The following is a 12,224-nucleotide window of genomic DNA, read 5'->3' as shown; positions in this document are numbered from 1 at the left end:
CACTACTCCTCAAGGATCAGTCGTCGTAATTGCTCGACCACATAATCCTGTTGTTCATCACTCAGCAGAGGAAACAGCGGCAGGCTGATGGCCTCGGCGTAATAACGTTCGGCCTGGGGGAAATCACCCTCGGCAAAACCCCGGTCGCGATAGTACGGCTGCAAGTGCAGTGGAATATAGTGCAAGTTCACACCGACACCAGCCGCTCGCAAGCCTTCGAACACCTGTCGATGGCTGAGGTTGATCCGCTCCGTCTGCAAGCGCACCACGTACAGATGCCACGCCGACTCGGCCTCCGGCTGCGCGCTGGGCAAGGTCAGCGGCAAGTACGCCAGCAACCGCTCATAACGCGCCGCCAGCTCACGCCGACGTTCGATAAAACCATCGAGCTTGTTCAGCTGTGACAGACCGAGGGCCGCTTGCAAGTCGGTGATCCGGTAATTGAAGCCCAGTTCCACTTGCTGGTAGTACCAGGGGCCGTGACTGGGTTCAGTCATCTGCGCAGGGTCACGGGTCATGCCGTGGCTACGCAGGCGCTGCAAGCGCTCGGCCAGTTCCGGGCGATTGGTCAGCACCATGCCGCCTTCGGCGCTGGTGATGATCTTCACCGGGTGAAAACTGAACACCGTCATTGCCGCGAATTCGCCGCACCCTACCGGTCGCCCGGCATAGGACGCCCCGACCGCATGGGAGGCATCCTCGATCACGGTGAAACCATAGCGCTCGGCCAGCTCGGCGATCATGCGCATATCGCAGCTCTGCCCGGAGAACGCCACCGCCACCAGCACTTTCGGCAGTTTGCCGTCGCGCTCGGCAATCTCAAGCTTCGACGCCAAGGTGTCGGCGTCGAGGTTCCAGGTCAGCGGATCGATGTCGACGAAATCGACCTCGGCGCCGCAGTAGCGACCGCAGTTGGCCGAGGCCAGAAAGGTGTTCGGCGTGGTCCACAATCGATCGCCTGGCCCGAGTCCCGCCGCCAGACACGCGATGTGCAACGCCGCCGTGGCATTGCACACCGCCACCGCGAAATCGGCCTGGCAGCGCTCAGCCATGGCCTGTTCGAAACGTTCGATGGTCGGCCCTTGCGTCAGCCAGTCGGACTGCAACACGGCAACCACCGCGTCGATGTCTTCCTGATCGAGGCTTTGCCGACCGTAGGGAATCATGCCGACAGCTCCGCGTGCAGGTCAGCAATCTGGCCGACCGACAGGAAGTGCGGGTTGGTGTCGGAGCGGTACTCGAAATCTTCGCTCACCGGCCTGCCCTGCTCACCCAGTTTGTCGACGGCAAAATCCACGTCGACGCTGGTGAAACGAATCGACGGCTGAATGGTGTAGTGATCATCGAATTCCAGGGTCATGCGCGCGTCATCCAGCGGCACCATCAGTTCATGAAGCTTTTCCCCTGGACGAATACCGACGTTTTTATGCGGCAAATGCTCAGCCATGCCCTGCGCCAGATCGACGATACGAATCGACGGGATCTTCGGCACAAACACTTCACCGCCGTGCATGCGGGCGAAGCTGTCGAGCACAAACTTCACACCGTGATCGAGGGTGATCCAGAATCGGGTCATGCGCTCATCAGTGATCGGCAACTCTTTGGCGCCCTCGGCAATCAGTTTGCTGAAGAACGGCACCACCGAACCGCGCGAGCCTGCGACGTTGCCGTAGCGCACCACAGCAAAACGGGTCTGCTGTTCGCCAGCAATGTTGTTGGCGGCCACGAACAGTTTGTCCGACAGCAACTTGGTTGCGCCGTACAGGTTGATCGGGCTGGCGGCCTTGTCGGTGGACAGCGCGACGACTTTTTTCACGCCGTTATCGATGGCGGCGGCAATGATGTTTTCCGCGCCGTTGACGTTGGTACGAATGCATTCGGTGGGGTTGTATTCCGCCGCCGGCACTTGTTTCAGGGCTGCGGCATGCACCACGTAATCGATACCGCGCATGGCCTGGCGCAAACGATCGGCATCGCGCACATCACCAATGAAGTAACGCATGCACGGCGCGTTGAACGTCTGCTGCATCTCGTACTGCTTGAGCTCATCGCGGGAAAACACCACCACACGCTTGGGCTGGTATTGCTCCAGCAGCCGGCGGATGAAGTTGCGCCCGAACGAGCCGGTGCCGCCGGAGATGAAAATCGATTTACCGTTGAACATGCCTTGAGTCCTTTTACCTGTCAGCCAGGCTTATGCGAGCAACTGCGCCCAGTTCACACGGGTCGGTTCGCTGAGAGTAAAGCCCTTACCGGTCAAGGCCAGGTTCTGGTTGTAGGCCGAATCGTACGCAAAGCGCGCTTGCCACTTGTCTTGCAGGGCCGCGGCAGTCTGCGGTGCGTCGGGTAGCAGGCCTGGGTGCAACACCTGCGCCTGAGGGCACCAGACAATCAGGTAACCGGCATCGGCGGCTTTCAGGCACAGATCGATATCGCCGAAAGCTTCGTCGAAGTGCTCTTCGTCCAGTCCGCCGACGGCTTCGTAAAGGTCCTTGCGCACCATCATGCAAGCGCCGGACACCGCCGAATAGTTCTGCTCGACCTGGTGACCGTTCATGTAGCCTTTGGCATCCTTGCGCTCATCGATAAACACCGAGCCCACCACACCGTTGAAGCCCAGTACCAGGCCGGCTTGCGTGGTGAATCCACTGATGTCCATCAGCTTGGCACCAACAATCCCGACTTCCGGACGCTGGGCCTGATTGAGCAAACTATCGAGCCAGTTGGAGTTGACCACGACGGCGTCGGCCGACATCAACACCACATAGGCACCCTTGGCTTCGCGCACCGCAAAGTTATGCAGCGCCGAAGCGCTCAGACGCTCGCCGGAACGCAAGACGCGCAGGCGGTCGCCCTTGCCTTCCAGGCTGGCCAACCAGGTCGCCAGTTCTTCGGATTGGCTGTGGTTATCGGCAATCAGAATTTCGTGCTGCTGATAACGGGTGCGTTGCAACACGCTGACCACGGCGCTTTGCAGCGTTTCCAGATTATCCTGGCTGTGCAGGATGATCGACACCTTCGGCCGTTCGGCGTGCTGGTAGTCGATCTGCCAGGTTTGCGCCAGCTCGGAACTGACCTGAGCGCGATAGCCGCGCTCCCTGAGGTGACGGGTCAAAGTCTGACGTTCATGAGGATTTTCCTCGGAGGATGGCGCGCTGCAGATCAGCAGCGGCTCGGCCAGATGCGCCAAGCCACCCAGCCCGCCGTCTTCAATCAGGCGCAGCAGCAAGTCGAATTCCAGTGCAGATGCGTATTCAGTCGAGTAACCACCGGCGTCAGCCAGAACGTCACGCTGAATCAACCAATGCCGGGCCATCAGCGACGGTACGGTTTGCAGCAGATCAAGGTTGACGCCCGGACGGAACACATCGCTCAGGGAGCCGTTTTCCTGACGCTGGATTTCATCCATGGCCACGGCGCGCACGCCTTCTGCGCCCATCAACTCGAGGCTGGCGCGCAGCAGGCCGCTGGCGGTGAATTGATCTCCGGCCTCGGCCAGCACCAGCCAGTCGGCGGTGGACTGGGCGACACTCTGGTTGATACGTTCGATGTAATTGGTCGCGGTCACTTTGACGAAATGCACGGTGTCACGCGGCGAGGTGGTTGCCGGCAAATCGCCGGTGGTGAACACCACCAGTTTGAACGCCTTGCAGTGGCCGTTGACCAGGCTGTCGAAGGTCGCCTGCAACTTGAACATGTCTGCCTCCAGATCCAGCAACAGAATGCCGAATTGCGGGCCGCCATTGTGCTTGGCCAGATGCGTGGAGATAGCTGAACGTTGAGCGGCATCGGGATTGCGCGTTTCGAGCCAGTCGAGCAAACGCCCGGACGGCATCTTCTGAAGCAATGTTCGGTCATCATCCTGCCCACAGACCGAATCCAGACGCTCGACCCATGCTTGAAGCTTGAGCTTCTCGTCCTGTTCCTCAGTGTCTTCGAGTGACTCGATCAAGCGCTTGACCACCGACCGGCTGAACGGGTTAAGACTCAATGCCTCCCACAAGCGAGCGCGAATGGTGCGGTCGTTGTCGTTAGGCTGAATTTGCATCAGCTCGTGTTGCTTGAGCAGGATGCCTTCGAGTTCCTGCAATTGCAGGCGACCGGCCGGCATTGCGTGCAACAGAAACTCAAATTCGGTCAGCAGATCGAACATCGGTTTGTTGTAGAACGGCATTTCGACGAACTGCTCGGGACCGAACATGCGAACCGGCTCACACCCCGCCTCGCCCCAAACCGAATTGAAGATCATGGTGCCTTTAAGCGAGCGACCTTGGATCAGGCAGTCGGCCATGGCGGTAAAACTGTCCAGAGCAATTTGTTTGATCTGTGCCGGATCCTTGTCGCTCAATTGCGTCGGGATCGAAGCCAGGAATTGCGCAAACTGCTCACGGTCGGCGACGGTTTTCGCATCTTTGTACGTCAGTACGGTCAACACGTTGGTGTTGTGCTCCGAACCGCCATAGTTCGCCTCACGCACAGCGAACGGAATCGGCAGGATCCGCGCTTTGGCACACGCCAGCAGGTAGAACGCATGGCCGATTTCCTGCCACTCGAAACTGGTGTCGGGAGGCAGCAGCCTGTACCACTGTTGCAGCAAGTCAGTGCGGGTCACCGCATAGAATGGCGGCAGAAACTGGCCCAGGAATTCCATGACCCGATCTTCAGGCTGCTGCGAGTTGTAATCCTCTTGCACCCGTTGGTCGCGGCGATAGTAGTTCACTTCGGTGGCACGGGCCAGGTACATCATCCCGTAACCATGGCACAAGCCATAGTCGGGGTTGGCATGCAGAAACTCGACCGATGCGATCAGCGCGTCATGAATCAGGAAGTCATCGTCGGCAGCAAAAACCATGTACGGCGTGGTGACCTCTTCAACACCGAATATCAGCTTGGACTGGATGCCCCAGTAGCCGAACTGTGGCAAATGCCGATAGTCGATGGTGTCCCCAACCGCCGCCGCGCCGTCCAGAGCAACGGCTGACGAATCAAGGACCAGAATCTTGCAAGGCAGCGTACTGTAGAACTGCAATGCCCTGCGCAGATACGCCGGACGATTGTGCGTAAGCAGCACCACAGTGAACAGTTCACTCAGGGGCGCCATGTTTTCAGAACCATAAATACCTTGCATATCCTTCCTCACCACAAACCTATTGCCTGATGAATACTTAAATGAAGTTGTCGCTTAACGTACCCGACGCAGATAGCCATCCGGCGCGACGGTGATCAGTAGCTTGCTGTGAATCGCCTGGTCGATCTCGAAATCCCGGTTTTCTTCCAGGTAAGCCCACACGGCGGTTTTCGGGTTGTCACCCTTGCCCCACGGACGGTCCAGGAAGGCATCTTCAGGCATGTCTTCGACCACGGTGTCCATGACCACGCAGTAGCTGCCGACCGAAACCATCGGTGCATACAGACGCAACTCTTCCAGCACGTGTTCATGCGTGTGATTGGAGTCCAGTACCACCAACACTTTTTTGCCCTGAATGCGCTCGCGCACCTGATCGACGATCGCGGCGTCGATGCTCGACCCCTGGATCATCTGGATTCGTTTGCTCATCGGATGGGCTTCGATCGCTTCACGGTTGTGCTGGCGAATATCGATGTCGACACCCAGTACTTCACCATGGCCGATCAGCTCCAGCATCGAGGCGTAGAACACCAGCGACCCGCCGTGGGCGATACCGGTTTCCACGATCACGTCCGGGCGCAAGTCCCAGATAATTTCCTGCATGGCGACCATGTCCTGGGGGAACTGAATAATCGGCCGCCCCATCCAGCTGAAGTTGTAGGTGTACTTGTGTTTGGCCGTGGTGCTTACCCAGCCCAGCGACTCGGTCTGCAGCGCCTTGTCTTGCTTCAGGCCTTCGATGTTGCCTTTTACTTCTTCACGAAACTGCTCATGGGGATTCATTGCAACTCTCCAAAAAATAGGGAAACGGCTTACTTGAACACCCTACCGTCGGGGTAAGGCACCGTGTTGGTCTTGATGATCCTGGCGGGATTGCCCACCACGACCGAATAATCCGGAACATCTTTGGTGACGACGGCACCAGCGCCGATGGTGACCCAACGACCGATACGCAGGCGCGGCAGGATGGTGGCGTTGGTACCGATAAAGGTCCCGTCGCCGATTTCCACGCAACCGGCGATACACACCCCTGGCGCCATGAAAACCGAGTGGCCGATCTGCCCTTCATGCCCCACCACACTGCCGGCGCTGATGCTGGTGTTGTCACCCAGGGTCACTTCGGCCTGCATGAGCACCCCTTCCTGCAGATAACTGCCCTGCCCCATGCGAATCATGGTCAGGTCGATACCCGGGTGAACGAACTGGCCCAGGGTGGCGCCGGCCTCGACCAGTTGGCGGGTGGTCTCGTAACGCAGCCGGGTGCTGCCGGTGATCAGGTTCACGAAGCGCACCTCAGGACCTTTGAGTTCGCTCACACGATCCGAACCGCCGATCACCGGTACCCCATAAAACAGCGTGCCCTGCTTGCTCGGGTCGTTGTCCAGAAATGCGAATTCGACATTCGGCGTGCTGCGCTTCACCGCCTGGAGCATGCGCACCGCTTCCGGGTTGGCCGCGCCCAGCAAATAGACCTTCACAACAGCTGCCTTTTTGCGAGCAGGGTGCGCACAACATCGACCACCCGTTGTTGATCGGCGTCGGTCATGTCGTGGTAACTCGGCAGGTTGAACGCGCGCTCTGGCAAGGCGAAAGCCACCGGCGTGTCGACAACGTATTCGTTGAACATCGGCAACGACGACAATGGCCAGAAGAACACCCGGGCGTCGATATCGGCAGCCTGGAAGGCGGCGATCAACTCGTCGCGGTGAATTCCGGTCTCAGCGTCGAACACCACCGTTGGCATCCAGTAGCCGTTACGCGAGTGCGCAGGCTCAGGGTTCAGGGAAACACCCGGCAGTAGTGTCAGGGCGCGAGCGTAATTGGCGAAGATCTCGCGTTTGCGACAGATGAGCTCATCGATACGCTCGACCTGGGCGCAACCGACGGCAGCCTGCAGGTTGCTCATCTTGTATTTGTAGCCGATGAACTCCGGCCAGAATTGCTTTGTACTTCCAGCGACCCGCCCGTGGTTGGACAAGGTCAGAACTCGCTCGTACAAGGTTTTGTCCGAGGTGACGAAAATCCCGCCCTCACCGGTGGTCATGGTCTTGGTGCCATGAAACGAAAATGCACCAAATGCGCCTAGAGAACCGGCAGCCTTGCCGCGCCACTGCGAGCCGATGGCTTCAGCGGCGTCTTCGATCACCGGGATATTGTGTTCGCGACCGATCGCCAGCAAGGCGTCCATGTCACACAGATTGCCGTAGAGATGCACCGCGAGAATGGCTTTGGTTCGCGGAGTAATTGCACCTCTGACCTGCTCCGGGTCCAGGCACCAGCTATCCGCCAGGACGTCGACAAATACCGGCGTGGCGCCCAGGTAGGTAATGGGAGCCGCCGATGCGATCCAGTTGGTGTTGCCCAGGATCACCTCATCGCCCGCACCGATGTCCAGCGCCGCCATCCCCATGTGCAACGCACCGGTACAGCTGGAGGTCGCGATGGCATACGTTGCGCCAAGATGCTCGGCAAAACCATGCTCGAAGCGTGTCAGATATTCGTAGCAACGGGCGCCCCAACCATTCTGAACGGCGTCCAGGGCATACCGGGCTTCCAGCTCACCGACGCTCGGCTTGGTGTAATGAATTCTGCTCATTGAATGCTCAACTCCGGAACGGCGACCACAAACCGTGCTCCCCACGCGTTGACCGAGGCGAATTGTTGGGTGATTTCAGTCAATAGGTTCCAGGGTAAAACCAGGATGTAGTCGGGTTTTTCAATATCGATGCGGTCGGGCGAAACCACCGGGATTCGGCTACCCGGCAAGTACTTGCCCTGCTTGTGCGGATTGGCGTCGGCGACCCAGGCCAGCAGGTCCGGTTTGACCCCGGCATAGTTGAGCAACGTGTTGCCTTTGGCCGCCGCGCCATAACCAACCACGCGCTTGCCGTCGGCCTTGGCCTGCAACAGAAAGCGCAGCAGTTCGTGCTTGATGCGTTCGGCAGCGGGCGCCAGGGTCGCGTAGTACTCGGGCGTTTTCACCCCCGCTGCAAGTTCGGCCTGCAACTGCTGCTGAACGGCTGGCTGCACCTCACGGCGAACACCGTCGACACGCTGGACGAAGACCCGCAGCGATCCGCCGTGAGTAGTCAGCTGGCTGACATCGAACACCTCCAGGCCATTGCGCTCGCACAAGTTCTGCACGGCGGTCAGGGACAGGTAGGAATAATGCTCGTGATACAGCGTGTCGAACTGCTGCCCGGCCATCAGCGTCAGCAGTTGTGGAAACTCGAACGTCGCCACACCGGTCGGCTTGAGCAAGGAGGCAAAACCACCGAGGAAATCATTGATGTCCGGGACGTGGGCCAACACGTTGTTGGCGGCCATCAGGTCGGCGGCCCAGCCTTGGCTGTTCAGCTGCGAGGCGGTGTCGCGACCGAAGAACAGTTCGCGAATTTCGAGGCCTTTTTCCCGCGCCGCTTTCGCGGTGCTGCGGGTCGGTTCAACGCCCAGGCAAGGGATGCCGCGCCCGGCAACGTACTGCAACAGGTAACCGTCATTGGCGGCGATTTCCACCACACGGCTGTCGGCGGTCAGGCCGAAGCGCTCGACCATTTCTGCCACATAGCGCTCGGCATGGGCCAGCCAGGTGCTGGAGAACGAACTGAAATAGGCGTACTCGGCGTCGAACAGGCTGTCGGCGCGGGTGTAATCCTCTGTTTGCACCAGCCAGCACTGCTGACACACCGCAACTTTCAGTGGCACCCATTGTTCGGCTTGCTCAAGTTGATCGGCGCGCACGTAGGCGTTGGACGGCGGCGAGGTGCCCAGGTCGATCAGCGGCAAAGCCAGAGGAGTACCGCAACCACGGCAATTCATACACGCACTCCAGCGAAGTGTTCATCGAGCAAGGGATGGCTGGAATCCCGCGCCGACAGATTATTGACAGACAACGGCCAGGCGATGGCCAACCGTGGATCGTTCACGCTCAAACCGCCCTCATGCGCAGGCGTGTAATCGGCGCTGTGCAGGTAGAGCAATTCGGCGTCGTCGGTAAGGGTCTGGAAGCCATGGGCGAACCCGGCCGGGATCAGCAGACTGCGACCGTCGCCGGCCCGCAGGTGTTCGGCATGCCAGTGCAGAAAGGTTTCGGAGTCGGGGCGCAAGTCCACCGCCACATCCCAGACCTCGCCGCGCAGGCAGGTAATCAACTTGGCTTCCGGTGCATTGGAATTTTGATAATGCAGACCGCGCACACTGCCCCGTAAACGTGTGCAGGAATGGTTGATCTGACGAATATGAAACGGCTGGCCGAAGGCGCTCAGGCTGCCTTCGCAGAACAGCCGCGCGAAGTGCCCGCGATCATCTTCGACGCGTTTGTGCTGCACGCTGAACAGACCGGCCAGCGGCAAGGCTTTCAATAGAAATTCGCTCACAGCGCGCCTCGGTACAGGTTCAACTGGCCCAGGGTGACTTCACGCATGTCATCGCCGTTCTGCCACGCCAGGTGCCAATCGAGGGTCTGTGTCAGGCACTGCTGCAACGACCAGCGCGGTTGCCAGGCCAACAGTTGACGGGCGCGGCTGCTGTCCAGGCGCAGCAGACCAGCCTCATGCAAATCACTCGGTTCGATGCGCAAGCCGCGCGCTTGTGGCCAGCGGCTGGCGAGCAGCTCGACGACTTCGCCGACGCTGCACATGTCCGCTTCGCTCGGGCCGAAGTTCCATGCGCCGGCGAATCCTGGGCCTTGTTCATAGAGACCGGCGGCCAGTTGCAGATACCCCGCCAAAGGCTCAAGCGCGTGCTGCCACGGGCGCACGGCTTGCGGGTAGCGCAGGGTCACGGGCTCGTCTGCGGACCAGGCCTTGAGCACGTCAGGAATCAAACGCTCCGGCGCGAAGTCGCCACCACCCAACACGTTGCCTGCACGCGCGGTGGCCAACGCCAGACCGTGTTCGGCGTACTTGTCAGCCGGGAAAAACGACGCTGCATAAGACTGCGCCAACAATTCACAGCAAGCCTTGCTGCTGCTGTAAGGATCATGGCCGCCGAGGGCTTCGTCTTCGCGATATGGCCACAGCCATTCCTTGTTCGCATAAACCTTGTCGGTGGTCACCAGCACGCAGGCGCGCACGCCGCCGACCTGGCGGATCGCTTCGAGCAGATTGAGGGTGCCCATGACGTTACTGGAGTAAGTTCCCAGCGGGTCGCGATAGCCTTCACGCACCAGCGGTTGGGCCGCCAGGTGCAGGACGATTTCCGGCTGCACATCGGCGATCAGTTCCAGCAACGCGCCCAGGTCACGCAGGTCGCCGCGCTGATCGTTGATGCCCTCGGCCACCCGCGCCAGTTCGAACAGGCTCGGCTCGGTGGATGGATCGAGCGAAAATCCGCTGACCTCAGCACCGAGGCTTTGCAGCCACAACGTCAGCCAGCTGCCCTTGAAACCGGTGTGGCCGGTCAGTAGAACCCGCTTGCCGCGCCAGAATTCCGGGCTCAGTCCCATTGTTTCCATGGGGCCCCCCCGCTCTGCCACAAAGCCTCAAGGTGATTCTTGTCGCGAAGGGTGTCCATTGGCTGCCAGAAACCGTCGTGCTGGAATGCCATGAGTTCACCGCGCTCGGCAAGACCATCAAGCGGACCGGACTCCCACGAGGTGTCGTCTCCCTCGATCAATGGCAACACCTCAGGTGACAGGACAAAGAATCCGCCATTGATCCATCCACCATCACCACGGGGTTTTTCGGTGAAACCGAGCACGCTGTCGCCGTCGCGATTCAGTGAGCCATATCGACCTGGCGGCTGCACCGCCGTGACTGTTGCCAGCTTTCCGTGTTGAAGATGGAAATCCACTAGCGCACCGATGTTCAGGTCTGACACACCGTCACCGTAGGTAAAACAGAATGCCTGTTCGTCTTCGATGTAACGTCGGGCCCGCCGCAAACGGCCGCCAGTCATGGTTTCTTCGCCGGTGTCGATCAGCGTGACGCGCCATGGCTCACTGTAATTCTGGTGAACGTCCATGCGGTTGTTGCGCATGTCGAAGGTAACGTCAGAGGTGTGCAGGAAGTAGTTGGCGAAGAAGTCCTTGATCGCATACCCCTTGTAGCCAAGGCAGATCACGAAATCATGAATTCCGTGAGCGGAGTACTGTTTCATGATGTGCCAAAGAATTGGCTTACCGCCGATCTCGATCATCGGCTTGGGCTTGAGGTGCGACTCTTCGCTGATCCGCGTACCGAGACCACCCGCCAGAATTACTGCCTTCATCGCTGTCCTCTTGCTCTTCGCGCGGTTTGGCCACCCCCGCAAGGGTCGGCGAACCGTCAGATGCACATCATTTACCCGCAGCCACTGGGGCCTTCACGCCTTTGGGGGTGAAGGTTTTATGGCGATATATGGGGGACTTGCAGGAAGTGAGCCAATTGTTTGGGGTGGGCGACTGATGGGGGTTTGGCGGTTTATTGAGGTGGGAGGTGATTGCTGTGACCGGGGATTGGGGATTGGGGATTGGGGATTGGGGATTGGGGTACATATCCGTTTCTGCGGTCACGGCCGCTGGCGGTTTCGCTCTTACAGCGAGTCCCTTTTCCAAACGCCGAAAAGGAACCAAAAGGCTTTGCCCCTCCATTCGGTGCCTCGCCCAGGCTCGGCATGCCCTCACTCCGGCATTGCTCCGGGGGCCCGCCGCCATCGGCCATCCATGGCCGAGGGCGGCTACCGCGGCATCCTTGCCGCGGTGCCCCCTACGCAACGCCTGCGTTCGGCCTCTGGGAAAGGGGCGGCAGTTCAAGATCAAAAGCCGAAGCAACAGCACGGCAACGGCAAGATCAACAGCTTCGCGAGCAAGCCCGCTCCCACAGTTGGACTGGGTACATCCCCACGGAGCAGGACCGGAGCGAGGGCATGCCGAGCCTGGGCGAGGCACCGAACGACGGGGGCAGAAGCGCTTTGGTTACTTTCGCACTTTTCGAAAGTGACTCGCTGTAAAAGCGAAACCAATAGAAGCCATTACCGCAGAAACGGATATGCACACAGACCAAAATCAGTCCGGCAACCAGCCCCAAAGCCAATGCTGAAGATTATCCCCGCGCAACATGAAATCCCGATGCACCGCTTCCCGCAATTCATCCCCCATGCGATAGCTGGCATCCGG

General features: G+C 59.6%; 10 protein-coding genes. All 10 read right to left on the bottom strand.

The window, feature by feature from the left end; all coding sequences use genetic code 11:
* Positions 1 to 2 precede the first annotated feature (2 nt).
* Genes pseC through rfbF form a run of 10 tightly spaced genes read right to left on the bottom strand, consistent with a single transcriptional unit; the run spans position 3 to position 11,338 of the window.
* The gene (pseC, locus tag F6R97_RS23960) at positions 3 to 1,166 is read right to left on the bottom strand and encodes a UDP-4-amino-4,6-dideoxy-N-acetyl-beta-L-altrosamine transaminase (RefSeq protein WP_315867201.1); all 1,164 of its coding nucleotides are present in this window, start codon (positions 1,164 to 1,166) and stop codon (positions 3 to 5) included.
* A complete protein-coding gene (gene pseB, locus F6R97_RS23955) occupies positions 1,163 to 2,164 on the bottom strand; it encodes a UDP-N-acetylglucosamine 4,6-dehydratase (inverting) (protein ID WP_048394278.1) in 1,002 nt (333 codons plus the stop codon). Before pseB ends, pseC begins: the two co-directional genes overlap by 4 nt.
* A 30-nt stretch (positions 2,165 to 2,194) precedes the next feature.
* On the bottom strand, positions 2,195 to 5,128 hold the full coding sequence (locus F6R97_RS23950; protein ID WP_050681388.1) for a TIGR00180 family glycosyltransferase: 2,934 nt from the start codon (positions 5,126 to 5,128) through the stop codon (positions 2,195 to 2,197).
* A gap of 54 nt (positions 5,129 to 5,182) precedes the next feature.
* The gene (locus tag F6R97_RS23945) at positions 5,183 to 5,911 is read right to left on the bottom strand and encodes a cephalosporin hydroxylase family protein (RefSeq protein WP_038979560.1); all 729 of its coding nucleotides are present in this window, start codon (positions 5,909 to 5,911) and stop codon (positions 5,183 to 5,185) included.
* Between the two features lie 29 nt (positions 5,912 to 5,940).
* Complete coding sequence (locus F6R97_RS23940; RefSeq protein ID WP_038979559.1) at positions 5,941 to 6,606, bottom strand: acetyltransferase; 666 nt, start codon at positions 6,604 to 6,606, stop codon at positions 5,941 to 5,943.
* The gene (locus F6R97_RS23935) at positions 6,603 to 7,724 is read right to left on the bottom strand and encodes a DegT/DnrJ/EryC1/StrS family aminotransferase (RefSeq protein WP_038979557.1); all 1,122 of its coding nucleotides are present in this window, start codon (positions 7,722 to 7,724) and stop codon (positions 6,603 to 6,605) included. Before F6R97_RS23935 ends, F6R97_RS23940 begins: the two co-directional genes overlap by 4 nt.
* Positions 7,721 to 8,947, bottom strand: a complete 1,227-nt coding sequence (locus F6R97_RS23930) for a class I SAM-dependent methyltransferase (RefSeq protein ID WP_038979555.1) — start codon at positions 8,945 to 8,947, stop codon at positions 7,721 to 7,723. The genes F6R97_RS23935 and F6R97_RS23930 overlap by 4 nt, the downstream gene beginning before the upstream one ends.
* On the bottom strand, positions 8,944 to 9,504 hold the full coding sequence (locus F6R97_RS23925) for a dTDP-4-dehydrorhamnose 3,5-epimerase family protein (protein WP_038979554.1): 561 nt from the start codon (positions 9,502 to 9,504) through the stop codon (positions 8,944 to 8,946). Before F6R97_RS23925 ends, F6R97_RS23930 begins: the two co-directional genes overlap by 4 nt.
* Positions 9,501 to 10,583, bottom strand: coding sequence for a CDP-glucose 4,6-dehydratase (gene rfbG / locus F6R97_RS23920; protein ID WP_048394270.1), 1,083 nt, complete (start codon positions 10,581 to 10,583; stop codon positions 9,501 to 9,503). The genes F6R97_RS23925 and rfbG overlap by 4 nt, the downstream gene beginning before the upstream one ends.
* A complete protein-coding gene (gene rfbF / locus F6R97_RS23915) occupies positions 10,565 to 11,338 on the bottom strand; it encodes a glucose-1-phosphate cytidylyltransferase (RefSeq protein WP_038979552.1) in 774 nt (257 codons plus the stop codon). The genes rfbG and rfbF overlap by 19 nt, the downstream gene beginning before the upstream one ends.
* Between the last annotated feature and the right edge of the window lie 886 nt (positions 11,339 to 12,224).

Source organism: Pseudomonas sp. JV414 (assembly GCF_032424305.1).
In the GTDB taxonomy this organism is placed as follows: domain Bacteria; phylum Pseudomonadota; class Gammaproteobacteria; order Pseudomonadales; family Pseudomonadaceae; genus Aquipseudomonas; species Aquipseudomonas lini.
This window is presented reverse-complemented; position numbering and strand designations above follow the sequence as displayed.

Excerpts from the sequence above, each read along its gene's own strand:
- pseC (WP_315867201.1), bottom strand. The coding sequence starts at position 1,166 with ATGATTCCCTACGGTCGGCAAAGCCTCGATCAGGAAGACATCGACGCG.
- pseB (WP_048394278.1), bottom strand. The coding sequence starts at position 2,164 with ATGTTCAACGGTAAATCGATTTTCATCTCCGGCGGCACCGGCTCGTTC.
- F6R97_RS23950 (WP_050681388.1), bottom strand. The coding sequence starts at position 5,128 with ATGCAAGGTATTTATGGTTCTGAAAACATGGCGCCCCTGAGTGAACTG.
- F6R97_RS23945 (WP_038979560.1), bottom strand. The coding sequence starts at position 5,911 with ATGAATCCCCATGAGCAGTTTCGTGAAGAAGTAAAAGGCAACATCGAA.
- F6R97_RS23935 (WP_038979557.1), bottom strand. The coding sequence starts at position 7,724 with ATGAGCAGAATTCATTACACCAAGCCGAGCGTCGGTGAGCTGGAAGCC.
- F6R97_RS23930 (WP_038979555.1), bottom strand. The coding sequence starts at position 8,947 with ATGAATTGCCGTGGTTGCGGTACTCCTCTGGCTTTGCCGCTGATCGAC.
- rfbG (WP_048394270.1), bottom strand. The coding sequence starts at position 10,583 with ATGGAAACAATGGGACTGAGCCCGGAATTCTGGCGCGGCAAGCGGGTT.
- rfbF (WP_038979552.1), bottom strand. The coding sequence starts at position 11,338 with ATGAAGGCAGTAATTCTGGCGGGTGGTCTCGGTACGCGGATCAGCGAA.